Source organism: Treponema putidum, from assembly GCF_000755145.1.
GTDB lineage: Bacteria > Spirochaetota > Spirochaetia > Treponematales > Treponemataceae > Treponema_B > Treponema_B putidum.
Map to the genome: position 1 here is coordinate 2,438,643 of NZ_CP009228.1, position 24,133 is coordinate 2,462,775.

The window sequence follows — 24,133 nt, forward strand, 5'->3', positions numbered from 1 at the left end:
AGTCCATATACACATGATAACTTTTTACTTTATATCCATGATAAGTTTTACTTTATATCGATATAGAATTTTTTGATATATCTTATTCTTGCATCTGCCTTGTCCCAGAATTTGCTTTCAGGATAGGCCTTAGTCAGAGTCTGATAGGCTTCTAAAGCTTTTTTTACATTTTTATTGGAGCCGTTCAACTCATAGGCTTGGCCTCGTAAAAATAAGGCTTCATCCAAATTTTCCGAGTAGTTTTTAAAAAAATCTTCTGCCGAATTTAAAGCATTTGCTGCATTTCCTTCAGAAATATAGCCTCTTATCGTGTCTAATAACTCGGAAGCCGATTTAAGATTCTGTCCGGTTGATTCGGGTTTTTCAGCTACGGTTAAAAGATCGGGAGAATCATAAACTTTTGAATTATCATTTTTTGTAGATGAAGCCTCAGATTCCTTTTTAGATTCGTTTTCACTCCCAATATTGTTTTTTTTATCAATAAGACTGTCTTTCAGACTGTCTTTTTTTTCAAGTTCTTTTGCCGTGTTTACCTCTCCTTTATAGTCCGGAGCCTTAACCGTATTATTCAGTTTTGTTTTTGCCTTTTCAACATGAACTGCAATAGAATCCGAAATAAAATTATCCGAAAAAACATCAAAATGCGAAAAATTAAGAATATATGAACCTTCATCTAAGGCTCCAAAGTGGAATGTAGAGGTACCGTTTTGAAGTTTTCTTTGCTGATATTTTATACCTTTTTGTGCAGATGTTTCACCTAAGTATACCCAACCCTCTCCGGGGTATACAACTTCAAGCCTCTGTCCCGTATACAGCTTTACTGAACGGGAAGCTCTTTCTTCTTTTGTTTCATCGGGTTCGGTACTTGGAAATTCCGAAAAAACACGGGAAGGTTCTAAATCTTCAGCCTTTTCTTCATTTACAACATCCATATTGGAATTATCTTTATTGGAATTGGAATTATCCTTATTGGACATATCGGAAGTTTCTAAAGAAGATTCTGAAATAGGGGCTGAAAGAGCAGAATCCGAACTTATTACAGTTTCTTTATCATCCGGTAAAACAATCTTATTGGAATCACCGGCAGGTTCTAATTTTTGTTTTTCATCCTTATCTTTTTCGTTAATATTTAGTAAAGTTTCCGGATTATTTTTAGGTCGACTGCTAGGCCGACCGTCAGGTTGACCGTTCGGCAGGTCTTGTATACTTATGACCGTCTTATCGGAGGCTTGAGAATCCGAAGTTTCAGCTTCTTTAGCATTGGACTCACCACTAGGTAAGGCCGGCTCATCTTCAGCATCAACTATCAACTCCAAGGCCGGTTTATCGCTGATAGGTTTAGAGTCGGAAACGGAAGTTTCCGAATCGGCTTCAATCTTTGGTACGGAATCCTTGAGAGTACCATTATCCTCGGCAGAGTCGGTATGGGCTTCATTGGCGGTTTTAACATCCTTGACTGCCTCAATACCTGCCTCTTTATCCGTTTCAGTTTTGGGTTCATTGACTGCAATATCTTCAATCTTTTTATCCTCTGCCGAATTTTCACCCGTATTTTTTTTGTACTTGCACAAGAATTTAAAAAAATAAAAATCAAAAATAAGACTAATATAAAACGCATTGAAAATTTCACGGGGCATCCTCCAATATCTTATCGGTAAGTTTTTTATTCTGTTTATGCAGTTCCTCCATATCTTTTTCGGTAGGAGGTTCATACCAATAATCCGCCTCCTCTTTTTCCCATATTTTACGCTGTTCCCGTGAAAACTGAATAGGAGGAAGGTGAAGGGGTTCATCTATAATTTGCAGTTTATCGACATCTATTTTACCGGACTTAAAATCTGAAGTATCGGATGATAAAACAGATCTCTTCATTTCAGAATATGATGCATTATCATTGTATGAGCCATCATCTTTGTATGATGCATCATCTTTTTTTTGTAAAACTAAAATCAAAAGGAGACTTAATATTAAGATAAAAATCAAAACACATACAACTATTATAACCGTTTTTCTGTTATGAAAAAAAGAAGCTTTTATGTTTTTTAAAATACCGCTTATTTTACTCTTGAGGTCTATCATCGTTTTCTGGAATTTCCTCCTCATCGTTTACCGTTTTTATCCTTTTAGGCGGATGAGGCGGTATATAGACACCCTCCTCCGGTTCAACATCTTCTTCTACAAAGGGCTCGTCAACCAAGTCCATAGTTTTTGATTCGAGGTCTGATTCGTTATCCAGCCTTATAGCTATAACCTTTGAAACACCCGATTCTTCCATCGTAACACCAAGCATGGCATTTGCCCCCAAGACAGTCTTTTTATTATGGGTTATAACTATGTATTGACTGACATTCGCGAATTCACGGAGAGTCGTAACAAAGCGGGTTACATTTTGCTCATCGAGGGCTGCATCAATTTCGTCAAGAAGACAGAATGGAGACGGCTTTACCATATAGGTTGCAAATAAGAGTGCTACGGCAGTCATAGATTTTTCTCCGCCTGATAATAGGCTGATATTTTCAAGTTTTTTTCCGGGAGGCTGTGCAAAAATTTCTATTCCCGATTCAAGCACATTTTTAGGATCGGTTAAGCGTATTTCCGCCCTTCCTCCGCCAAAAAGTCTCCTAAACATATTATGAAAATTCTTTTTAATCTTGTTATAGGTATCCAAAAAAAGTTCAGTGGATTCGGCCGTAATCTCGTCCGTAATTCTTTGTAAGTCTGCACGGGCCTTATCAAGATCGCTTATATGTTTAGTTAAAAATTCATAGCGTTCTTTAACGCTTTCAAATTCTTCAGGAGCCATAAAGTTTACTCTTCCCAAGGAATCAAGTTTTTGTTTAATATTTGAAAGGCTATCCCTCAGTTCACTTACAGAAGAAGTAAGAGTAAACATTCTCTCTTCAAACTCCATAAGCTCTCTGGAATGTTTTTCCCTGAAATTTTCTTTTGTATTACGGATATCGGCTTCGATCCCTGCAATATCTAAGTGAAACTTTTCCAAAAGAGAGTTTGCTTTTGAAAGCTCTGCAGTAAGTTTGTCAACCTTTCCTCTCTTACTTGCAAGGTCGGAGTTTTTTATCGAGATTTCGTTTTCAAGTTTTTCAAGCTCGGCATTTATTTTTCTTCCCTCATATTCCAAAGAATTTATCTCGCCCTCAAGTTCCGAAATATCTTCTTCCGTTTGCTTTAACTGTTTTTCTTCGGTAAAAAATTCGTTTTCAAGGTCATGAAGAGTTTTTTTCTCTGAAGAAAGTTGACGTTCTAAAAGCTTAACCTGATCTTCTGCATTTTTTGCCTGAGCATCTACCTTTGCCCTATTTACACGCAAGTCTTCAAGTGTCTTACGGTAATCGTTTATCTTGATGGAAAGTTCATTATTTTCTTCGATAAGTTCCGCAATCTTAGCACGGTTATTTTCGATAGATTGCCTGTTTTCCAAAATAGCGGTATCGACGGCTCTTTTTTTTGTAATAATACCTTCCGGAGCCAAAAATTCGTCAATAAATCCGGCCGAAGATTTTTTGTATTTTTCAAGAGAATTTTGAATTTCATCGCTTATGGATAAAAGTGAAGAAAAACTTTGAACGGAGTCTTCTGCGAATTTTTTTACATCATCTGCAGAATGATTTTCTATCGACGCAAAGTCGGAAAATATGGCTTTTTTTCCTGCAATTAAAACTCTTAACCGATTTAAAGTTTCATCCAATTCTTTTTCGGCCTGCAACTTATTTGCAGAAGAATAACCGGCCGATCTCAAATTTTTATCAAGCTCAGTAACAATATCTTCGGTTATGGATTTTAATTCAAGCTCCATGTCCCCTCTCATATCGTCAAGCCGTTTGATATCGTCTTCAAGAACTTTTACGGCCGCCTTGTTTGAAGTAATTTTATGACCTGCTAAATCTATATTTTTTTCAAAGTCTTCGGCATTTTTTTCTATTGCAGAAACTTGTTTTTTAAACTCAAAAACATCGGCATTTTTTTCCGAAATATCGTCTTCAAGGCTTTCAATATTTTCCTTGATTGAAGAGGTCTTTGCCTCAAGCTGATTAAGCTTTAGTTTAAGTTCCGAACGGCGTTTATTGTAAATTTGGACTTGTTCTTGTTTCCCTTTTTGCTCTATAGCTAAGTTTAAGACCTTTGTCCTATAAGCATTAAACTTCTCTTCCATTTCATTTACAATATCCATATTTTCGGAAAGGAGTCCGTGAATACCGTCAATTTGAGCCTGTATTGAATCTCTTTTTTCAGAGGCTTCTTTTAAGCTTTGTTTTTTTGCTGCAAGGCTGTCCACAAAACTTTTTAAGCGCAAAAGCTGAATATCCCTTTCATGTTCAAAAACCGAATCCTTTAACTCACGGTATTTAATCGTTTGTTCCGACTGAATTTTTAAAGTATCATAAGATCTGCGGACTTCGGCCAAAGCAGCTTCAATCTGTTTCATATTTTCTTGGGTTTTTTCAAGCTTTCTTTCCGCATCCTGTCTTTTTATCTTAAATTTGGTTATACCGGCAGCTTCTTCAAAAAGATAACGCCTTTCCTCAGGTTTGCTCGAAAGTATCTGATCAATTTTACCCTGCTCCATAACGGAATAAGCAGCCTTTCCGACACCCGTATCCCAAAAAAGCTCTCTAATTTCGCGCAGTTTTGCCGATTGATTATTTATAAAGTATTCGCTTTCCCCTGACCTATAAAGCCGCCTCTTTATCGCTATTTCGCTTAAGTCTAAATTCAAAAGGCCTTTTTCATTACTTATTGTCAAAGTTACTTCTGCAACATTGAGTTGATTCCTTTTTTCGGTACCGTTAAAGATAACGTCTTCCATTTTGTCGGCCCTTAAAGTACGGGACGATTGCTCCCCAAGAACCCACTTTACGGCATCTACTACATTACTCTTTCCGCAGCCGTTGGGCCCCAGAAGGGCTGTTATACCATCTGCAAATTCAATTTTTACTCTATCGGGAAAGGACTTAAATCCGAAAATTTCAAGACTTTTAAGAAACATAAACAGAGCATCCTTTTAACATATACATATAAAGGATTATACAATTTATTTGCTTGTTTGTCATTAGGAATTGAAAAATTTTTAAAGGATAGGAGAGTTTTTCCGATAATGAAAACATTATGAAAGTATTGATTTTTGATAGAAAAATAGAAACTCTGGCTTTTTTATGTGAAAAGCTGGAAAATCATGGTATTATAACTATTGCTGCAGAAAACGGCAGTAAATTTATATGTAATTATTTAAACAGTGAATTGGATGCAATTATAGTAGCCAAAAAAGAATTGGATCATTATGGTTTAAATGTCTCTCAATTAATAAAAAAAATACACAAAGATATTACAATTTGCAGTTATCTTCATGAAAATTACCACAATATAACAAAAATCCACATATCAAGTTCTTCTAATACGTCCGAAATTATCAGAGGAAACGAAAAAACTCTTCAAGTTGTTCTTTCAAAATGTAAAAAAAGAGCTAATCTTAATAAAGACTATATTTATAGCTTACCTAAAAAATCAGGAATATTACTCAAACATTTAATAATCAACAAGGCAGGCGGCCTAAGCGACGAAGATATAAACATCATATTCTGGGGAGAAAAAAATCCTTTAAAGAAAAACAGCATTTATAATCATGTCTATAACTTAAAAAAATCATTAAAAAAAAGTTTTAATAACACATACACTATTCTCAAAACAAATAAGCGTTATAGACTGATAAAAATAAAAAAAGAGGCTTAAATAATCATAGTCAAGCCTCTCTTTAAATAAGGTTAGGAAATGCCTAAAACACCGGCAACACGCTCTAAAACCTTTTTACGGTCAAGCGGCTTTACGATATAGTTCTTTGCTCCAAGCAGGAGGGCTTTTTTTACAAGCTCTTCCTTTCCTAGAGCACTTATCATAACTACTTTGGCATTTTTATCAAAGGCCATAATCTGCTCTAAAGCGGTCAGACCATCCATTTTAGGCATTGTAATATCCATTGTTACCAGGTCAACATTGGGACATAACTCTTTATATTTTTCAACGCCCTCAAATCCGTCAACAGCCGTAGCAGCAACTTCATAGCCCTCACTAGTCAATATTTGTCCTATTTGCTTTGTAACAAATATAGAATCATCAACAACCAAAATTTTGTAAGGTGTTCCATCCGGTTTTTTCCCTTCAGGTGCCCTCTCGTTAATATTCGGAAAATCTTGTTTCGATATCATAATAAAACTCCTTTAATTTTCTTATACTCGGTCACGAATTGCGACGTTGATTTCTACTTTACCCTGAGGAGCAGTCATCGGCACAATTAAAGCTTCGATATCGTTATTGGATATCTTCATATTTTCACCCGTAAAAAGAGCCGGCGGAGTTAAGTCAAACTTAAATCCCAAATCATGAAGCTTTGTAACAGCCTGCGCCGTAATAAGATTAGCTAATTCCGTGATTGTTGCCCTGGCAAGTTCATCAAATTCGGCCAACTCTTCATTATTCATAGCCGAAGCAATCTTCAAAGCCGTATCTAAAGTCATGTCAAATATAACACGCCCCTCTACATCGCCGGCAAGACCGACGATTGCAGCCACTCCCATAACCGGCATACATGTCGATTTTAGGTACAAATCTCCGCGTTTCACATCTTCACTTAAAACTTGTGAAAGGATATTGTACGCAGCTTCGCTAAACGGATTAATATACTCTACACGCATTTATTTCTCCTTATCCTTTATATTTATTCTTTTGTAAAAATAACAATATCACCGGCACTGTTTCTAAGCCAACCATCCTGTTTAGGCATTGCTTCATTATGACCTAGGATTATAAGGCCCGAATTCTTTAATTTTTCCCTAAACTCCTCTATAAGAGTTCTTTGAACATTGGGATTTAAAAAAGAAAGTACATCCCTTGCTACAATTATGTCTATATCGGGAACGGAATTTTGATGAGAACAGTCATGATACTCAAAAAGAATCATATCTTTTATTTCTTTTGAGAATGTCAAACTGCCCGAAGCGGTCTTAGTAATATAGGATTCATAGATTCCCGACGCAATATCTTCAGGAACCGGAAGCATTGGAGCATTGGAAATAGCCAACAAATCAGAATCATTTGCAAAGATTTTTATATGTGCACGCGGATAACGCATTCTCAATAGAACGGCAAGGCTATAAGCCTCATATCCAGGTCCGCATCCTATGCACCACGCATTGATTACGGCAGAAGTATTCTCGGGAAGCATTTTATAATAAGCATTTATATAGGCCTCGCTCCAAAAACTCTTTGTAAAAGGCGATAAGAAAGAAGATAAGAAATCTCCCGCATCTTTTTCGGATTGAATCTGCAAATTTCCTGAAGTACGCATATCCTTCCATTCCAAATATCTTTCTTTTACCCAAGCTTCATTAATGGCAGAAACATAAAATTTACCCATAGCCGACAAGGTATCACCGATAAATTTTATATCCAGATTTTCAGCCGATTGATTTACCTGTGCTTTTACAGGTTCTTTTACCGTACCGGCTGTAACAGGAGGCAAGGTTTCTTCAACTTTCTCTTTTTGACGTGAAGCAAATATCTTGTCTACATCAAGAAGAATGTACAAATGGCCTCCGTTTTCCACTACACCGTGAATATATTTAATATTTATATCACCGAAAATAGGATGGGGCGGCTGAATAGTACTGCTGGATACTCCGACAACCTTATCGATAAAATCTACTACCACTCCGAAGGTTTGATCCTGCACATTTATAATTACCATACTTTCAGGTTGATTTTTTTTACGGGCAGGTACGGGAATATTAAAGAAAATACGCAAATCAATTATAGGGATAATATCACCGCGCAAATTATATACACCCAGCACAAACGGAGAAGTATTGGGCACATAAGTAAAGTTTCCGGCCTTTGCTATTTCCTTAACACGCATAATATCTATTGCATAATCCTTACCGGCAAGCGAAAAGGTTACCATCTTAAAATCAACAACAAGAACCTGTTCATGAAGAGAATCGGCTTCGCCGCTGCTTATATCCGTATTTGTTTTTAATTTTAATTCTTTTGTTTCTTCCATAACAAATCCTCCTCAACCTACCAAATTGAAGCCTCACGGCGCTCTCTGGCCTGCATTTCCTGCTTTAACCCGAGCTCCAGCAATTGGGCAACATCTATAATCAATGAAACAGAGCCGTCACCCAAAATTGAGGCACCGGCAATTCCCGGAGAATTAGTAAATTGATCTTTTAGCGGTTTTATTACAACCGACTCTTCACCGATCAAGCTGTCCACCATCAAGCCTACTTTTTTTTCTTCGGTTCCTACAACTACTATATAATTATATCCGTCATCATCGGTTTCAGCCGATGTAATACCGAATAAGCGGTTAAGCCTTAGAAGGCTGTATACCTCATCCCGGACATTAAAAACTTCATAATTATCTATTCGGTTAATTTCACCTGGCTTTACCCTGTGGCTTTCAATAACGGAAGTAATCGGAATTGAGTAAACTTCATCCCCTACCCTGATCAAAAGTCCCTGTATAATAGCCAGTGTCAACGGAAGTTTTATAATAAAACGGGTTCCTACATTAGGTTCCGATTCTACCATAACCGTTCCGTTTAGTTTTTCTATATGAGTCTTAACTACATCAAGCCCTACGCCTCGGCCGGATACACTGGAAATTGTTTTACTTGTAGAAAAACCGGGTGCAAAGACAAGCTGAAAAGCTTCAACATCCGTAAGACTTTTATTCGGGTGTAAAATTCCTCTTTCAACAGCTTTTTGCTTTACGGCTTCGACATCAATTCCGTGTCCATCATCGGAAACCTCGATAACTATCATATTGCCTTCATTGCTTGCTTTAAGCAGAAGGATACCTTGTTCCGGCTTACCAAGGTTTTTTCTAACATCAGGAGATTCTATACCATGATCTAGAGAATTTCTTACACAGTGCATGATAGGATCGAGTAAGTCTTCAACAACCGACTTATCAAGTTCCGTATCTTCACCTTCAATTACAAGTTGAACATTTTTATTCAGATCCCTTGATAAGTCTCTAACTACACGCGGAAAGCGGCTGAAAATCTGACTTATCGGAACCATTCGTATCTTCATGACCCCTTCTTGAAGCTCGCCTGAAATGCGGCCGAGGTTTTGAGATGAGGATTTAAACTTTGTAACAGAGGCCTTCATTAAAGAGTCAAAATCGCCGAACACATCTAAAAGGCTTGAATATTCGTTTAAAATATCTTGTTTTATGGAATTTATATCATAACCTTGCTGAATCTTTTCAAGATATTCAGGCATCTTATCCAATAATTTTCTTGTTTTGTCTTTATAAATAGTACTGGAATTTTGAAACTTATCATAGAGCTCCGCAAATTCAATAGTACTTTGATTTAAAGACGCCTTTGTTATAACGGTTTCACTGACCAAATTCAAAAGATAATCTATTCTGGTTGCATCTACACGTAAAATAGAACCTGAGGAGTGGCCGCTTCCCTGCGAACTTGCCTGAGGCTGTTTTTTCTCGGGCTTTTCGGCAGATTTAGCAACGGATTCTTTATGTTCTTCTGCTGCTTGTTCTTCAGGTATTTTCGATTCGGAAGCTTTTGGTGATGATGCCTGCACCGGTGCAGGCTGAGGCTGTTCTTTTACTTGCATTTCTTCCTTAAGTTGAAGCTTTTCCGCACTTACAGAAAGAGTAACGTCCCCTATAAAAGCCGCCTTTTCCAATATGTTTTTGTCTGAAGACGAAGATAAAAAATAAATTACCGTTTCATGAAATTCATCTTCATATAAGGCATCAAAATCCGGAACAGTCTTTAGGACACTTCCATAATCCTTTAAAGCTGCAAAAACTTGAATGCCTCCTACGGAATTCATTAAATTAGACTCATCAAATTTTACTATAACGGCGTATAGCTCCTCTCCCTTTTTGACGGTTTCTGCCAGCTCAAGAATCTCATACTCGGAAAAATAATCGCTAATCTTCAAACTTGAAACAGGGTCATTCTGTTTCAAAGACACAGCCGGCTGAGACGATGCAGGCATCTGCTTTTTAGGCGCAGAAGTCTTTGACGCTTTTTTATCAGCTTTTTGAGGAATATAGGAACGAAGTTGGTTTACAATACCGGATACATCATCCGAATAAACCGAACCAGATGCCCTGGCGTCAAGCATAAGTTTTATTATATCTATAGACTTTAATAGAAGGTCAACAGTTTCCTCTGATACCTTAACAGCGCCGCTTCTAATCTCATCGAGCAGGTCTTCCATAGCATGCGTAAACTGAGACAATTCAGTCATTTCCACAGTAGCAGAGCCGCCTTTTAAGGTATGAGCAGCCCTGAATATCTCATCTATCGCATTTCTATCCTCAGGATTTTGCTCTATAACCAAAACATTACTTTCCAGTACTTCAACTTGCTGTTCGGCTTCACTGAAGAAGTCTTTTAAGAGTTCTTCGTTATTTATGTCAAGATAATCACTCATATAATACATTCTATACTATTTACAATATTAGTCAAGAAGAAAATCGCTTTTTTTTTACTTTATTTTATTTATAAGAGCTTTTTTTTTAACTTAGCTAGATTTTTTTTAATTTTTATTGTAAAATATACGGGTATGAGTATAAAAATAAAAAATAAAATTTTTATTGACCATATTTTTAATAAATGGGCATCTTATTTTTGCACAAAATTTTTCGGTTCCTTATTTTGAAAATACGAATATTTTATATGGGCTTAATGATTCTCCTTATGTAACAGGCAATTCTTTATTGACATGTAAACTGAGGATTGAACCGTCTCACATACTCTATTTTGATATGGACATTGATGCAAATATCGATAAACTTTTCAGCTTCTTTTCTTCGGTTGAAGATCCTAAATTAAATGGAAATTTCCGCTTTAAAGGGGCTTCTATTAATTTTCCTCAAATAAAAAATAAGCCCATTTCTTTAGGTATTTTTACCGGCATTTACGATACATTGGGTTCGGATTCCATTTTGCAGGAACATCTTAAAATTAAGATGCCAGATCCCGAATTTAGAAAATACTATCCTGTATCTGCTTTCCGTCCGCAGAATTTTGTTAAAGGAACGGGTGCCGGTGTTTACGGAACTTTTTCTTCAGGGTTTTATATGGGAGCATACATATCTTGGAATGAAAAATTAAAAGATGATTTAAAAATAAACTCGGATTTTAGAATGGGTGGAGCATTCGGTTTATTTGCTTTTTGATTTTTTTTGCAGGAGCTGCATTTCCGATGAATGTTTCTAAAACAAAACTAAGAACGGGAATTGCGGCTCTTTTTCAGGCAGATGATGATTATGATTTTTTTACGGAAGCCGGCGTAGCGGAGATAAAGCTTGAAAAAATGGATATAAAAGATTTTACTTCAAACTTTTATGCATCATTTGAAGCAAGAATAAAAAAAGACTTTTTTAACTCAGCTATAGCATGTTTTGTTTCTCCTATTTTTTTACTGCCTCAAAGTATTCAGCATCCATCATTAAAAGATTCCTTCTTTACGGGTATAAGCACAAATATAAGTTTTGGAAATATTGAAACATATAATATGCAGGGCGGGCTGTTTATTATGGGCTCTTTAAATCCATTAAAACCCACATTAATCACCCCTTTTTCTCTTTTAATAAGTCCTTTCTATACTGTAAAAATTAAAAATTTAGAATTGGATTTTCGTTTTCCTATAAATCCTTTAAGTTATAATGAAACTGCAAAAATAATTTCAGGACAAATATCAATAAAGGCGGTGTACTAATGAATTTGTTTAAACATATGTTAAGCATTGTAATTTTTTTTACATGCATAAGCAGTGTGTTTTCCCTTGATATTGAAACATCAATAAGCTCAGGGAATACACATTTTAATTCTTACGGCAGTGCGGGAACAATGCCCGATTTCGGTTTTAAGTTGATTTTAAATGAAAATCTGGGTAAAAATGTAAACGGAACACTATCTATTCAAAGAGATTTAGGTATCGGCAACTCAATTTGGGGAAGAATTGCCTATACAACCGATATGATAAATATATCGATAGGCCCAACTTTGAGCGTATTTAATGCAGGATTTGACAATAAAAATGTAAGCACGATCTTTCAGCCGGGTTTGGGAACCTCCCTATCTTTTAAATTACCTATAGGATTCTTTACATCATTGGATACGAATTTTTCGATTCCCGTAAACACGGCGACAACCAAAAATGTATACTTGCAAGACGGATTGTTCGACATAGGTTGGAGATTTCCAAACATAATTGCATCCATAAAAATCTCTCAAAAAAATAAAAGCATTGTTGAGGCTGCGCAAGAAACCCATATTTCAATAACTGATTTAGGTTTCTATACATTATCATACTCAAAACCTTCCCGAATAAAAATTCCTGTAAATATAATTTGTAGAATAAATCATTTTCAAAAAACAGGCTCACTAAATGAAAAAATAGCTAATATTATATTGGAAACGGGCATAAGTCATGCCATATCAGGTGATATTGAGTGGTTTTCAAATTTCGGTGCTTCGGTATTTTCTTTTTCTTTCACGCAAAAAGGAAGCCCTATTAAAAAGTTTTTTTTCAGTGCGGAAGCAGGTGTAAGATTTATTATACAATAGGATATCTTAAAAACTAAAACTTTGAGAGTATAGCTTTAACTTGTAAAAATCACTTTAAACAAAGTTGACATAGAACCTAATATGGGTTAATATAGAAAAAATAAAAAATAAGGAGTTTTTTATGAAAATAGCTATCAACGGATTCGGAAGAATCGGAAGGCTTGTTTTTCAAGCTTTGGTAAATCAAAATTTGCTTGGAAAGGACAAATTCGATGTTGTTGCAGTTGTCGATCTTTCAACGGATGCAAAATATTTTGCTTATCAATTAAAATATGACTCGGTACAAGGCAAAATGGATGCAAAAATAAGCACTGAAGGAGATGATGTCCTTGTAGTAAACGGTCATAAAATTAAGTGTATATCGGGAAAGGGATTAACTCCTGCACAATTACCGTGGAAGGAACTCGGAATCGAGGTAGTAATCGAAAGCACAGGCATTTATACAAACGAAAAAGCCTATGAACACCTTGAAGCCGGAGCAAAAAAGGTTATTATCTCCGCTCCCGGAAAAAGCAAGGATCCTTCAAAACCTATTAAAACATTTGTTATGGGTGTCAATGAAAACGAGTATAAGGCATCAGAGCATCATGTAGTTTCAAATGCAAGCTGTACGACAAACTGCTTAGCTCCCGTAGTTCATGTTCTTTTAAAAGAAGGCTTCGGCATTGAAACAGGTCTTATGACAACTATTCACGCCTACACGGCAACTCAAAAAACAGTAGACGGTGTTTCTCTCAAAGACTGGAGAGGCGGACGGGCAGCAGCAGTAAACATTATTCCCTCAACGACAGGGGCTGCAAAGGCTGTAGGAGAAGTTCTTCCGACTACAAAGGGAAAACTGACAGGTATGTCCTTTAGAGTTCCTACTCCTACAGGTTCCGTTGTGGACTTAACAATCCGCACCGAAAAAGATACTTCCATTGAGGAAATTGATAAGGCTATCAAGAAAGCCTCAGAAAGCTATCTAAAGGGTGTTTTGGCATACTGTGATGAAGAAGTCGTTTCTACCGATATTATTCACGATCCTCATTCTTCAATCTATGACAGCAAGGCAACTTTACAAAACAACCTGCCGGGTGAAAAGAGATTTTTTAAACTTGTTTCATGGTATGATAATGAGTGGGGTTATTCCAACAGAGTAATAGATTTACTTAAATTTATAACAAAGTAAAATTCGATTTAAGTAAAATAAAAAAGCCCTTGCAGTTTTTGCTTAAACTAGAGCTTAAGATGCAAGGGCTTTTCTTTTAGACAAGAGGCTGTCCAAAATATTTTCAAACATTATTCCGGCATTTCAAAACCTTCAGGGATTTCTATATTTGAGGAAACGGTCTGAACATCATCGTCTTCTTCCAACCTATCGATCATTTTTAAGGCTTTTTGAGTTGTGTCGGCATCCAAAGCTACATAGGTATCCGGAACCATTGAAACGGAAGCAGAGACCGATTCAAAACCTTTTTCCTGTAATGCTTCCAAAACCGAAGCAAACTCGTTAGGATCGGTTGTTACGGTAATAACACCGTCTTCAGTTGCAATGTCTTCGGCTCCCGCCTCAAGAGCGGCTTCCATAATTGCTTCTTCACTTACCGCCTCTGCATCATACTCTATAACACCTTTTCGGTTAAACATATAAGCTACGGAACCTGTTGCTCCAAGGTTGCCGCCGCTCTTTGTAAAAATATTTCGAACACTGGCTGCTGTTCTGTTTTTGTTGTCCGTTAAAACTTCAACCAAAACGGCAACTCCGCCGGGGCCGTAGCCTTCATACAAAAGCTCCTCATAGTTTACAGCTCCAAGCTCTCCTGTACCCTTCTTAATTGCTCTTTCTATGTTGTCTTTAGGCATGTTTGCAGCACGAGCTTTTAAAACAGCTGTTCTAAGTCTTGGGTTAGTGGCCGGATCTCCGCCTCCCATCTTTGCAGCAATTGAAATTTCTTTGATAAATTTAGTAAACAGCTGACCTCTTTTAGCATCAGCTGCGCCCTTGGCATGTTTAATTGTCGCCCATTTACTATGTCCTGACATGAAAACTCCTTACTCTCTTTCTAAAAAAAATAGATTTTAATATTACACAAAAAGACAAAATATGTCAATGGAGCCATGAAAAAAAACACTACCTATTCTATAAGGGATGTAAGCTGTTTTATATAATTTTTTACGGCCTTACGCCCCTCATCCGTCACAGAATAAAGGGTAAGGGGCTTGCGGTTTACAAAAAGTTTTTCAACCTTCAAATATCCTGCATTTTCCAGCTTTTTACAGTGTGCGGTTAAATTGCCGTCGGTTGCATTTACCTTTTCCCTTAGCAGGGTAAATTCTATTTTTTCACAGCCGATTAAGACGGACATTACCGCAAGCCTAAGACGAGACGATAGCTGTTCATCAATAAGACGATGATCAAAAGAAGTTTCCGTATTATCGGGTATACTCATTTCGCTTTTACCGTTTTTTTCCGTTTACCTATAACTATAGCAACAGCGGCAGGTAATCCGAGCAATATGAAGGTTGCCACTCCGATTATAAGAGGAGCCGTATATTGTGCGGCAAAAAGGCAGACAACTCCACATCCTGCCCAGCACAAAGCTTCAATACATAAAAAAAGGCGCAGTTTTTTTTGTACCATAGCTGCGGTTGCGGCATGACCTATGGCAAGACAAAGGCCGATATTAAAAAAGTTTGTATTAAAATCAAGTTTTCCTAAAATACCCAGTATCATGCCTAAAATAAGGCCGGCACCGATACTTCCCCACAAGGCAGCAAGAATCCTGTCGGTAGCCCTTTTAATCTTTATTTTTTGCTTACGCTTCATAAAAAGAGCTAAAAACAATTGACATGCCGTCATTATAAAAAGCCAAAGCAGAGGGATAAACAAACTAAAACCTGACTTCGCCAAAAAATAGGATATAAAAGTGCCTACAGGAATCGTAATTCCGTACAGTAAAAAAGGCACTATCATATCTTCAAGCCCTTCTTGAACATCTTCAGTTAATGCACTTATTAGAGCCAACCTTTCTTTTATCTCTTTATCATTCATAAAAGTTCCCTTACAATACTAAAAAGTTAATGCTATTTTTCACGATACAGCATCGGAAACGTATAACGTAAACCGGTCTTTGCAGTAAAACCGAAGCCTCCGCCGCCCATTTCTATAAAAAAGCTCAAACCAGCCGGGCTTTTTCCCATAAAAAACTCAAAACCGAAAAATCCTTGTCCCGTTACAAGCACCTTGGGCTTATTTTTTTGAACCGGAAAAATTAATATGGGACCTCCTCCTCCGTAAACTCGGATGTTTGCTGTTTGCATCAATGACCCGCCAAGAACAGAAAAATCAAGCACATAATATGGAGTTCTTCGCTGTGAATTAGGAAAAAAACAATCAGCATTTAAGTGTAATGCAAAGGCATTATGAAAAAGCCAAGGAGAAGTAATGGCTAGCGATATACCAAAATCACTTTGCCTGCCGATAAGCCCATACTCTAATGCAAGGCCGGTAACATCACGGTTTTCCTGCTCCGCATGAATAAAGGTAAGAACACTTAAAAACAAACAGATAGATAGAAAGAATATTTTTTTCATTATGAACCTCCTTAGATTCCTATATGATAATAGCATACCTACTTTATTTTGTAAAGTACTTTATTTTATAAATTTATAATTCTACCCTGTTGTGATTATTTTTATTAAAGGTTTAATCAAAAAAAAAGACCCGATTACATATCGGGTCTTTTTCAAACCATAATCTCTTATGGGCGTCTTGCAGCAACACCTTTTTCAATAAGTGCTATGAACTCATGTTCATACCAATCTTGAGAATAAGGAAAATGCTTTCGGATAATGGGTTTTAATTTAAATTCGATAGCATCTTTACAAGCTTCGCAGACGTCATATTCGCGGATATGCCAGTAAGTCATTCCCGTAACAGGATTCACCAGCTCTTTTCTACAAATATCACAGTTTAATGTCTTCATAATAATACTCCTTACTTTGTTTATATCAGTATATAACATTCTATATCATTTTTCATACTTTGTCGAGTAAAAAAATGATTTTTTTCAATTTTAAAGCATTTTTTATAGCTTAAATTGCCTTTGTTCTTTCTTTTAAGAAAATTTTATGATCTTCATCCAAATAAGGCATAAGCCTTTCACAAACCTCTTTATGATACTCATTAAGCCATTTAATATCCTCATCCGAAAGAATTCCTTGTACAATAGGTCTTGTATCAATTGGACAAAGAGTTATTGTTTTAAATTGATAGAATTCTCCGTCTTCGGTCGTTTTAAATTCGGTGGTAACAACTAGACTTTCAATTCGGATTCCATGGCTTCCGGCAACATAAAGGCCGGGCTCATTGGATGTTACCATACCAAGCTTCATAGGAACATCCAAAAAACGGCTTGAAATAGATTGAGGTCCCTCATGAACTGAAAGAACATAACCTACCCCGTGACCCGTACCATGTTTGTAGTCCCTTCCATAAGCCCATAGATGCTCTCTGGGGATAGTATCTATGGCATGGCCTGTAGTTCCGGCCTTAAACTTGGCCCTGGCAAGAGAAATATGAGCTTTTAAAACAAGGGTATAATCCGTTTTTTCCTGTTCTGTAAGTTCTCCAAGTTTAATGGTTCGAGTAATATCGGTTGTACCGTTTAGATACTGACCGCCGCTGTCCAAAAGCAAGAAACTTTTAGCTTCAAGTTTGGCAGAATTTTCAGGGGAAGGAGCATAGTGAATAATAGCTCCGTTCGGTCCGTAACCTGAAATAGTTTCAAAACTTTCTTCCAAAAAATCCTTGCCTTCGGCACGGAATTTTAAGAGCTGTTCGCTTACATCCCATTCGGTAATACCCTTTCCGGCATTTTCTTCTACCCATTTTAGGATTTTTACCATGGCAGCGCCGTCTTTTTCCATAGCATAATCGAAGTTTTTAAGTTCAACTTCATTTTTTATTGCTTTAAGAGTTGAGGTTAAGTTTAAGCCCTTTTCGGTTTTAGCTTTTATTTGGTTGTATAGATAAACATTTGTTCTTGCAGGATCTATGTAAACTTTCCCTGTAAGTTTTGCGGCTTCTGCAAATATGTCTTCATATCCCATCACCGTAATACCTTGCGAAGCAAAGTAGGACTTAACATCATCAGTTAATTGCTTCTCCGAAATAAAAATAACGGCTCTTGCTTTATCTACCAGCGCATACGCAGTAACTACGGGATTGCATCTTATATCTCTTCCTCGGACATTAAAAAGGTAACAGACGTCCTCCAGGGCACCGATAACCGTAGAATCTGCCTTTTTTTCGGCAAGCATTGAGCGGACTTCTTGAATCTTTTCTTTTGCCGATTTTCCGGTATATTTTTCATCAAGTATAAAAGCCTTGCTTAAAACTGCCTGAGGACGGTTTTCCCATATTTCGCCTATTAGGTCGAGATTAGTAACAAATTCTATACCTTCAAGCTCCTTTTTCATGGAATCAAAATTGAACACTGAAACAACCTTACCATCCATTCCGAGTTTTTCACCCGATTTTAAGTTGGATTTTAAAAACTCGTTTATGGTAGGAACACCGGGTTCAAGCATTTTATAAAGTTCAACAACCGAACCTTTAAGCTGTTTTTCAGCCTGTAGAAAATACCGGCCGTCAGTCCATAAAATAGCCTTATCCTTTGTAACAAGGACGGTTCCTGCCGACCCTGTAAAACCTGAGATAAACTCCCGTGTTTTATAGTTTTCAGGTAAATACTCGCTCTGATGGGGGTCAGAAGACGGAATTAAATAAGCACTTAAAGAATGCTCTTTCATCTTTTGCCTTAAAGCGGCAATTCTATCATTTACAGTCATATAAACCATCCTAAAAATTTATTCTATATTGAGTATAATACTATTTACACTTTATGTAAACCACTTACGGTTAGAAATGGCAAACAATATCAGCAACATTTTATCGATTTAAATGATATTGGTAAATTCTATAAACTATATCCCTCACAGCTCCGGTTTTTTCAATATCGGTAATCATAGGAATATTGTACTCCCAAATAGTGGAACCTTCGCCTTCCAGATAACCTTTTTTTATAGCCGCTTGGTAAAGACGGGAATAAATAGCTGCCGAAACACCTTTATTGTGATATTGAGGATCAACAAAGAGAACAAAGGTTCTAAGACGCTTCATCTTACGTTTATAATAAAGGAATTTAAAGATGCCTAATGGAAAAAGTTTTCCTTTAAGGTGCTTTAATACATCATTATAATCCGGAAGGGTAATATTAAAGCCGATGGGTTTACCTTCAGTACTCCTTGCTATAAAAATTAATTCTTCATCTGCAAATGAAATAAGCTGTTTTACAACCATATCTATTTCTTTGCGGGTCATAGGCATAAAATCCTCCCACTCTTCAGGCTCGGAATTAAGGAGGATTGAATGAATATCACCGGCATCCCGCTCAACGTTCTTTTTTAAATCGATATTATCTACATGAAAGCCGTATCTTTTTTCTACTAAGGGAGCCAAACGGACATAGCGGCTTGCATCTACATCATTAAAACGGGCATGATAGGCATAGCAATCCCAATATTTTTCAAAACCGAACTTTATAAAAAAATCGTTATAATATTTTTTATTATAAGTATTCATTATGTATGTACGGTTTTTAAAATTATCGGTTATAAACCCGCGGTTATCTTCCCCTCCCGGAAGAGAAATGGGCCCCTTAATTCTATTCATCCCTTTTTCAAAAAACCATTCCTTTGCTGCATTAAGCATTTTTTCGGCAACGGAATAGTCTTCAATGCACTCAAATTGAGATATGTAACCGACTTTCATTTTTTTATACTCATTCAATTTTTCATCAATACCGTACAAAATACGCCCGACGGTTTTGCCTTCAATTTGAGCAATCAGTTTTACGTGAGGGCCTACATCGCATAAAGAATTGTCGGCTCCGGACACGTACTTTTTATACTCACTTATAATTGGCGGTACCCATGAACTATCATCCTTATAAAGATCAAAAGGTAAAAGAGCAAATTCATTTAAAAGTTTTGAACTATTAACTTCAAGTAATACAATTTTATCCATTTTTTATTCCTAGATGAGACAAAATAGCATTTTTTGTAAGCCTTTGTCAATATTGTAAGATTTTTACAGGTTTACGCTTGCAAAATTCATAACTTATGTGTATAATGGGGTAACTGGAGGAACATATGAAGAAATCGATACTGAGCTTAGTCTTTCTTGTTTTAATTTTTTCCCTTTTTATGATTGTTCCGGCTTTTTCACAAAAGGTTGATGAAGCGGATGTTTACTATGTGAATGTACAAATTTTAAGAATATTTACACATTCAGACGGTTTTTATGTTATTTACCGCAGAGCCGGCCTAAAACATGCGGAAGTTTTTATTCCAAAATCTTGGCTTGAACCTAAGGACGGAAGGGCAAGAATGGAATTGGTAAATACCAGAGTCAATCCATACTTATCTTTTTATATAAAAGACGGTAAATTTGATCACATAAAAATAGCCGCTCCAAGAGATTTAGGTAACCCTGTCTGGGGTACATTAAAAGCTCCCAATGAATATGACAGTAAATTCGAAGGCATAGAAACTCTTGAATTAAAATTTTAAATTTAAAAAATACCCTCCTCTAAGGAATAATTTGTCTTTAGAGGAATTTTAAGAGGAATACATGCATCAGAAAAACAACTCAAGAATCGGCAAACCTTTAATTCCGAAAGGTTTGCTTGAATTTTTAAATAACTATGACAATTTTATTATCGCAGGTCATAAAGAACCGGATGGAGACTGTATTGGAAGCTGTCTTGCAATGTCTTTATTTTTAAAAAGAAAAGATAAACATTGTATTTTAATGTCTGCAGGGCCTTTTAAGCGTACCGAAATAAAGGATTATGAACATCTTTTTACGGACAAGTTGGAAATATCCGATAAGATAAACCCTAAAACAACAGGGCTAATAATCCTTGATTGTTCAAGTTTTGACCGTGTAGGTGAAATTGCCGAACTGATTAGCGGTTTTAATTACATTATAATTGACCATCACGCTACCAATACTGAAAAGTCCGATGCGTTTCTTATAATGCCGGAAGCCCCTTCTACCACCTATCTGATTCAGTCAATAATTGAAGAAATAGGAGAAAAACTTACAAAAAAAGAAGCTGATGCTCTATTTTTCGGCCTTTGTACGGATACGGGCTTTTTTAGGCATCTGGATGAAAGAAGTGCAGAAGTTTTTGCCCATGCTTCCCGTCTGATTGAAGCCGGAGCCAATCCTAAACAAACCTTTATGCAAATGAATGGAGGAAAAAAATTTGAATCCCGCCTTCTTATATCCAGAATTCTAAGCAGAATGAAGACCTATTACAACGGAAAACTTGTTATTTCGTATGAAACTTATGACGACTTACTGGAATTCGGACTTGAAGGCAGGGATTCTGATATATTATATCAACTGATTCAAACAATTGAAGGAGTTGAAGCTATATGTATCGTACGCCAAGAATCTCCAAGCCACTGTTCGGTAGGTTTTAGGTCATTGGATAAAGTTGATGTAAGTAAGGTAGCCTCGTCATTTGGCGGCGGGGGACATAAACAAGCATCCGGCCTATATATTGAAGGAAAATTCGATGAATTAATTCCCAAATTTGTTGAAGCTTTTAAAAGTCAAATGTAAAACTGCTGCATTGTCTTTTTTTAAGACAATGTGATAGAATATCCCGATAATAAATCATAGGAGAAAAGTTTTGAATAATGAAGAAATTTTATACCCGCTTTTAGAAAAAGGTGATATAAAGCACACAATGGAACTAGCCTCTGCAGAAAACAAAAAGCCTTTTGAAATAGTAAGTGAAGGAATGAATATCGTTACGGCATCCATCTTAGCCGATATACCTTCAGTATATAAAATGGATTTAATACGAAAGGTAGGAGCTCTTTTTTCTACACAAGAATATTGCGAGCTCCTTAACCAAAAAATGTTTACTCTTAAACCGGAAGAAAGAGATAAACTAAAAGATCAAGGGATCCTTATAAATAGGGACACAACACTGCCCTATTGTCAGTGGTTTAACATATTTGAAATAGCCTTTCCGTGGCTTCCTCTATCCGTTTTTGAAGATTTTGCAATTTATCTTAGGGATGAAAAGAAGCTAATTCTTGATAAAGAAACAATCGAAATAGTAAGAGAGAATTTTTCAATATCTAAACGGTATTCCGAAAGAGAACTTTCCCGCCTTTTTGATTCAAATATATTAAAAGACCCTGCAGATATAGATGATGAAGAATAAAACTGCTTTTTTTAATTTTTTTTAAAAAAAAGCTTAAAGTTTTAGAAATACCCCGCCGATAATAGATAATGAGGATTTTCTATCCTCAAAGCAAAGCAAGGATGCTTTGTAAACACATTATTCCATGGAGGAATATCTATGATTATCAATCACAACATGAGTGCGATGTTCGCACAGAGAACGCAGGGTGTTACCAATGTACGCATCGGTAAAGACATCGAAAAACTTTCATCAGGTTTGCGCATTAACCGTGCAGGCGATGACGCTTCCGGTCTTGCAGTTTCCGAGAAGATGAGAAGCCAAATCAGAGGTTTAAACCAAGCTTCTGCAAATGCTTCAAACGGCATTAACTTTATCCAAGTAGCCGAAGCTTTCTTACAGGAAACAACTGATATCATGCAGAGAATCAGAGAGCTAGCTGTTCAGTCTTCAAACGGTATTTATTCTGCTGAAGACAGAATGCAGATTCAGGTTGAAGTTTCTCAGCTTGTTGCCGAAGTAGACCGAATTGCAAGTTCAGCCCAATTCAACGGTATGAACATGCTTACAGGCCGCTTTGCACGCGAAACAGGTGAAAATGTCGTTACCGGTTCTATGTGGTTCCACATCGGTGCCAACATGGATCAGAGAATGCGCGTATATGTTGGAACAATGTCGGCAGCAGCTCTCGGTATCCGAAATGTCGGTGACGAAAAAATCATGACAATCGAAACAGCTGATGCTGCAAACGCCAGCATTGGAACAATCGATGAAGGTCTTAAAAAGATCAACAAGCAAAGAGCTGACCTTGGCGCATACCAGAACAGAATGGAGCTGACGGTTGTCGGTATCGATATAGCCGCCGAAAATCTCCAAGCATCTGAGTCAAGAATCCGTGATGCAGATATGGCAAAACAAATGGTAGAATATACCAAGAATCAGATCTTGGCAAATACCGGTATTGCAATGCTTGCTCAGGCTAATAACAACAGCCAGCTTGTAATGTCTCTTTTAAGGTAACAAATTTATAAAATACTCTTGTATTTTTTTAATTATAAGAGTATAATGTATTAAGCGTTGCGGGGGTATTTCCCCTAAACGCTTAAATGATCTTTGAAAAAAGCCCTTAGACGGCCATTTGAGAATAACCGTCATGGGCGACCCTTATGAAGCCCTGTATCGCAGTATTATTAACAGTTTGAAAAAATTGTTAATAATACTGTGTTTATAATTTGTATAAAAGGCGCAAAATTTTATGCAAAATTATAAAATACAGGTGTATTTTTCAGCAAAGGATGCTGAAATATAGGACTTCAGGGAGGGTCATATGATAATTAATCACAATATGAGTGCAATGTTTGCACAGAGACAGGGAGGAGTCAACGAACTTCATCTCGCAAAAAACATCGAAAAACTTTCCAGTGCGGAAAGAATCAACCGTGCAGGTGATGATGCTTCAGGTTTGGCAGTATCCGAAAAGATGCGAAGTCAGATCAGAGGTTTAAACCAAGCCGGACAAAATATTCAAAACGGTGTTTCTTTTATTCAAGCAACGGAAGGTTATTTGGGTGAAACTACAGATATAGTTCAGAGATTAAGAGAGTTGGCTATACAAGCCTCTAACGGCATTTACTCCGCAGAAGACAGGATGCAGATTCAAGTTGAAGTATCACAGCTAGTTGATGAAGTAGATCGAATCGCAAGTCATGCTCAATTTAACGGAATGAATATCCTTACCGGACGCTTTTCGCAAGATTCAGTATCTGGTCCCATGCAACTCCATGTCGGTGCAAATATGGATCAAAGAGAGAGTATTTACATAGGTACAATGACAGCCACAGCACTCGGTATTATTGGAGCTCAACAAGGCGGAGAAGACAGGATGATTTCAATGTCTTCAGTAGACGGTGCAAACATGGCATTGGGAACCCTTGATAATGCTCTTAAGCAGATTAACAAGCAGCGTGCAGACCTTGGTGCATATCAAAACAGGTTTGAAATGGCATATAACGGTATAGCAATTGCTGCCGAAAATATGCAGGCTGCCGAATCAAGAATCCGGGATGCAGATATGGCTAAAGAAATTGTAGACTATACAAAGAACCAAATCTTGATCCAGTCAGGAACTGCTATGTTGGCACAGGCAAATACACAGCCTCAGGCTGTTGTTAGGCTTCTTCAATAACAAAGCAGATCTTGTAAAGGCCGATGATAAAAGAGATAACCGGATGT

The 24,133-nt window shown here is 36.8% G+C and carries 24 protein-coding genes; 10 read left to right on the plus strand and 14 right to left on the minus strand.

Features of this window, described 5'->3' with window-relative positions:
• Positions 1-47: 47 nt before the first annotated feature.
• Genes bamD through JO40_RS11250 form a run of 3 tightly spaced genes read right to left on the minus strand, consistent with a single transcriptional unit; the run spans position 48 to position 5,005 of the window.
• On the minus strand, positions 48-1,637 hold the full coding sequence (gene bamD / locus JO40_RS11240) for an outer membrane protein assembly factor BamD (protein ID WP_245608870.1): 1,590 nt from the start codon (positions 1,635-1,637) through the stop codon (positions 48-50).
• A complete protein-coding gene (locus JO40_RS11245) occupies positions 1,627-2,079 on the minus strand; it encodes a hypothetical protein (RefSeq protein ID WP_044979412.1) in 453 nt (150 codons plus the stop codon). The genes bamD and JO40_RS11245 overlap by 11 nt, the downstream gene beginning before the upstream one ends.
• The gene (locus JO40_RS11250; protein WP_044979413.1) at positions 2,060-5,005 is read right to left on the minus strand and encodes an AAA family ATPase; all 2,946 of its coding nucleotides are present in this window, start codon (positions 5,003-5,005) and stop codon (positions 2,060-2,062) included. The genes JO40_RS11245 and JO40_RS11250 overlap by 20 nt, the downstream gene beginning before the upstream one ends.
• A gap of 119 nt (positions 5,006-5,124) precedes the next feature.
• Between JO40_RS11250 and JO40_RS11255 the strand changes: the two genes are divergently transcribed.
• Positions 5,125-5,745 carry a helix-turn-helix domain-containing protein gene (locus JO40_RS11255; RefSeq protein WP_044979414.1) on the plus strand — a complete coding sequence of 207 codons (621 nt, stop codon included), beginning with the start codon at positions 5,125-5,127 and terminating at the stop codon, positions 5,743-5,745.
• A gap of 32 nt (positions 5,746-5,777) precedes the next feature.
• Here the strand turns inward: JO40_RS11255 and JO40_RS11260 are convergent, their stop codons facing one another.
• The 4 genes from JO40_RS11260 to JO40_RS11275 are packed head-to-tail and all read right to left on the minus strand — an operon-like array spanning position 5,778 to position 10,488.
• Positions 5,778-6,218, minus strand: a complete 441-nt coding sequence (locus tag JO40_RS11260) for a response regulator (protein WP_044979415.1) — start codon at positions 6,216-6,218, stop codon at positions 5,778-5,780.
• A 21-nt stretch (positions 6,219-6,239) separates the two neighbouring features.
• The gene (locus JO40_RS11265) at positions 6,240-6,704 is read right to left on the minus strand and encodes a chemotaxis protein CheX (protein ID WP_044979416.1); all 465 of its coding nucleotides are present in this window, start codon (positions 6,702-6,704) and stop codon (positions 6,240-6,242) included.
• 23 nt (positions 6,705-6,727) lie between these two features.
• The gene (locus JO40_RS11270; RefSeq protein WP_044979417.1) at positions 6,728-8,068 is read right to left on the minus strand and encodes a CheR family methyltransferase; all 1,341 of its coding nucleotides are present in this window, start codon (positions 8,066-8,068) and stop codon (positions 6,728-6,730) included.
• 17 nt (positions 8,069-8,085) lie between these two features.
• Entirely contained in the window at positions 8,086-10,488 is a 2,403-nt protein-coding gene (locus JO40_RS11275) for a chemotaxis protein CheA (RefSeq protein ID WP_044979418.1), read from the minus strand.
• Between the two features lie 163 nt (positions 10,489-10,651).
• Here JO40_RS11275 and JO40_RS14855 point away from each other — a divergent pair, with 163 nt between their 5' ends.
• The 4 genes from JO40_RS14855 to gap all read left to right on the plus strand — a co-directional run bounded on the left by JO40_RS14855 (position 10,652) and on the right by gap (position 13,800).
• On the plus strand, positions 10,652-11,236 hold the full coding sequence (locus JO40_RS14855; RefSeq protein ID WP_245608871.1) for a hypothetical protein: 585 nt from the start codon (positions 10,652-10,654) through the stop codon (positions 11,234-11,236).
• A gap of 26 nt (positions 11,237-11,262) precedes the next feature.
• A complete protein-coding gene (locus JO40_RS14860) occupies positions 11,263-11,778 on the plus strand; it encodes a hypothetical protein (RefSeq protein WP_245608872.1) in 516 nt (171 codons plus the stop codon).
• Positions 11,778-12,629, plus strand: a complete 852-nt coding sequence (locus JO40_RS11285; protein WP_044979419.1) for a hypothetical protein — start codon at positions 11,778-11,780, stop codon at positions 12,627-12,629. Before JO40_RS14860 ends, JO40_RS11285 begins: the two co-directional genes overlap by 1 nt.
• A gap of 121 nt (positions 12,630-12,750) precedes the next feature.
• The gene (gap, locus tag JO40_RS11290; RefSeq protein ID WP_044979420.1) at positions 12,751-13,800 is read left to right on the plus strand and encodes a type I glyceraldehyde-3-phosphate dehydrogenase; all 1,050 of its coding nucleotides are present in this window, start codon (positions 12,751-12,753) and stop codon (positions 13,798-13,800) included.
• A 110-nt stretch (positions 13,801-13,910) separates the two neighbouring features.
• Here the strand turns inward: gap and JO40_RS11295 are convergent, their stop codons facing one another.
• The 7 genes from JO40_RS11295 to JO40_RS11325 all read right to left on the minus strand — a co-directional run bounded on the left by JO40_RS11295 (position 13,911) and on the right by JO40_RS11325 (position 19,701).
• Positions 13,911-14,654: a YebC/PmpR family DNA-binding transcriptional regulator gene (locus JO40_RS11295; protein ID WP_044979421.1), complete on the minus strand. Its 744-nt coding sequence runs from the start codon at positions 14,652-14,654 to the stop codon at positions 13,911-13,913.
• A 92-nt stretch (positions 14,655-14,746) separates the two neighbouring features.
• Positions 14,747-15,061 carry a winged helix-turn-helix domain-containing protein gene (locus JO40_RS11300; protein ID WP_002668966.1) on the minus strand — a complete coding sequence of 105 codons (315 nt, stop codon included), beginning with the start codon at positions 15,059-15,061 and terminating at the stop codon, positions 14,747-14,749.
• Complete coding sequence (locus JO40_RS11305; RefSeq protein WP_002668964.1) at positions 15,058-15,663, minus strand: hypothetical protein; 606 nt, start codon at positions 15,661-15,663, stop codon at positions 15,058-15,060. Before JO40_RS11305 ends, JO40_RS11300 begins: the two co-directional genes overlap by 4 nt.
• 32 nt (positions 15,664-15,695) lie before the next feature.
• Positions 15,696-16,205, minus strand: a complete 510-nt coding sequence (locus JO40_RS11310) for a hypothetical protein (protein ID WP_002668963.1) — start codon at positions 16,203-16,205, stop codon at positions 15,696-15,698.
• Between the two features lie 167 nt (positions 16,206-16,372).
• Positions 16,373-16,597: a hypothetical protein gene (locus tag JO40_RS11315; RefSeq protein ID WP_002668962.1), complete on the minus strand. Its 225-nt coding sequence runs from the start codon at positions 16,595-16,597 to the stop codon at positions 16,373-16,375.
• Between the two features lie 109 nt (positions 16,598-16,706).
• Positions 16,707-18,464: an aminopeptidase P family protein gene (locus tag JO40_RS11320; protein WP_044979422.1), complete on the minus strand. Its 1,758-nt coding sequence runs from the start codon at positions 18,462-18,464 to the stop codon at positions 16,707-16,709.
• A 100-nt stretch (positions 18,465-18,564) separates the two neighbouring features.
• Positions 18,565-19,701, minus strand: coding sequence for a hypothetical protein (locus tag JO40_RS11325; protein WP_044979423.1), 1,137 nt, complete (start codon positions 19,699-19,701; stop codon positions 18,565-18,567).
• A 125-nt stretch (positions 19,702-19,826) separates the two neighbouring features.
• Between JO40_RS11325 and JO40_RS11330 the strand changes: the two genes are divergently transcribed.
• The 5 genes from JO40_RS11330 to JO40_RS11350 all read left to right on the plus strand — a co-directional run bounded on the left by JO40_RS11330 (position 19,827) and on the right by JO40_RS11350 (position 24,086).
• Complete coding sequence (locus JO40_RS11330) at positions 19,827-20,246, plus strand: hypothetical protein (RefSeq protein ID WP_044979424.1); 420 nt, start codon at positions 19,827-19,829, stop codon at positions 20,244-20,246.
• A gap of 61 nt (positions 20,247-20,307) precedes the next feature.
• The gene (locus JO40_RS11335) at positions 20,308-21,309 is read left to right on the plus strand and encodes a DHH family phosphoesterase (protein WP_044979425.1); all 1,002 of its coding nucleotides are present in this window, start codon (positions 20,308-20,310) and stop codon (positions 21,307-21,309) included.
• A 70-nt stretch (positions 21,310-21,379) separates the two neighbouring features.
• A complete protein-coding gene (locus JO40_RS11340) occupies positions 21,380-21,922 on the plus strand; it encodes a hypothetical protein (RefSeq protein WP_044979426.1) in 543 nt (180 codons plus the stop codon).
• 138 nt (positions 21,923-22,060) lie between these two features.
• Positions 22,061-22,921, plus strand: coding sequence for a flagellin N-terminal helical domain-containing protein (locus tag JO40_RS11345; protein ID WP_044979427.1), 861 nt, complete (start codon positions 22,061-22,063; stop codon positions 22,919-22,921).
• Positions 22,922-23,228: 307 nt separating this feature from the next.
• Positions 23,229-24,086 carry a flagellin N-terminal helical domain-containing protein gene (locus JO40_RS11350; protein WP_044979428.1) on the plus strand — a complete coding sequence of 286 codons (858 nt, stop codon included), beginning with the start codon at positions 23,229-23,231 and terminating at the stop codon, positions 24,084-24,086.
• The last annotated feature ends 47 nt before the right edge of the window (positions 24,087-24,133 follow it).

Coding starts and splice junctions, on each gene's coding strand:
- JO40_RS11285 (WP_044979419.1), top strand. CDS start 11,778: ATGAATTTGTTTAAACATATGTTAAGCATTGTAATTTTTTTTACATGC.
- JO40_RS11315 (WP_002668962.1), bottom strand. CDS start 16,597: ATGAAGACATTAAACTGTGATATTTGTAGAAAAGAGCTGGTGAATCCT.
- JO40_RS11270 (WP_044979417.1), bottom strand. CDS start 8,068: ATGGAAGAAACAAAAGAATTAAAATTAAAAACAAATACGGATATAAGC.
- JO40_RS11305 (WP_002668964.1), bottom strand. CDS start 15,663: ATGAATGATAAAGAGATAAAAGAAAGGTTGGCTCTAATAAGTGCATTA.
- JO40_RS11265 (WP_044979416.1), bottom strand. CDS start 6,704: ATGCGTGTAGAGTATATTAATCCGTTTAGCGAAGCTGCGTACAATATC.
- JO40_RS11310 (WP_002668963.1), bottom strand. CDS start 16,205: ATGAAAAAAATATTCTTTCTATCTATCTGTTTGTTTTTAAGTGTTCTT.
- JO40_RS11325 (WP_044979423.1), bottom strand. CDS start 19,701: ATGGATAAAATTGTATTACTTGAAGTTAATAGTTCAAAACTTTTAAAT.
- JO40_RS11335 (WP_044979425.1), top strand. CDS start 20,308: ATGCATCAGAAAAACAACTCAAGAATCGGCAAACCTTTAATTCCGAAA.
- JO40_RS11300 (WP_002668966.1), bottom strand. CDS start 15,061: ATGAGTATACCCGATAATACGGAAACTTCTTTTGATCATCGTCTTATT.
- JO40_RS11260 (WP_044979415.1), bottom strand. CDS start 6,218: ATGATATCGAAACAAGATTTTCCGAATATTAACGAGAGGGCACCTGAA.
- JO40_RS11245 (WP_044979412.1), bottom strand. CDS start 2,079: ATGATAGACCTCAAGAGTAAAATAAGCGGTATTTTAAAAAACATAAAA.
- JO40_RS11320 (WP_044979422.1), bottom strand. CDS start 18,464: ATGACTGTAAATGATAGAATTGCCGCTTTAAGGCAAAAGATGAAAGAG.
- JO40_RS11275 (WP_044979418.1), bottom strand. CDS start 10,488: ATGAGTGATTATCTTGACATAAATAACGAAGAACTCTTAAAAGACTTC.
- JO40_RS14860 (WP_245608872.1), top strand. CDS start 11,263: ATGAATGTTTCTAAAACAAAACTAAGAACGGGAATTGCGGCTCTTTTT.
- JO40_RS11330 (WP_044979424.1), top strand. CDS start 19,827: ATGAAGAAATCGATACTGAGCTTAGTCTTTCTTGTTTTAATTTTTTCC.
- JO40_RS11250 (WP_044979413.1), bottom strand. CDS start 5,005: ATGTTTCTTAAAAGTCTTGAAATTTTCGGATTTAAGTCCTTTCCCGAT.
- JO40_RS11295 (WP_044979421.1), bottom strand. CDS start 14,654: ATGTCAGGACATAGTAAATGGGCGACAATTAAACATGCCAAGGGCGCA.
- JO40_RS11350 (WP_044979428.1), top strand. CDS start 23,229: ATGATAATTAATCACAATATGAGTGCAATGTTTGCACAGAGACAGGGA.
- JO40_RS11255 (WP_044979414.1), top strand. CDS start 5,125: ATGAAAGTATTGATTTTTGATAGAAAAATAGAAACTCTGGCTTTTTTA.
- JO40_RS11345 (WP_044979427.1), top strand. CDS start 22,061: ATGATTATCAATCACAACATGAGTGCGATGTTCGCACAGAGAACGCAG.
- bamD (WP_245608870.1), bottom strand. CDS start 1,637: ATGCCCCGTGAAATTTTCAATGCGTTTTATATTAGTCTTATTTTTGAT.
- gap (WP_044979420.1), top strand. CDS start 12,751: ATGAAAATAGCTATCAACGGATTCGGAAGAATCGGAAGGCTTGTTTTT.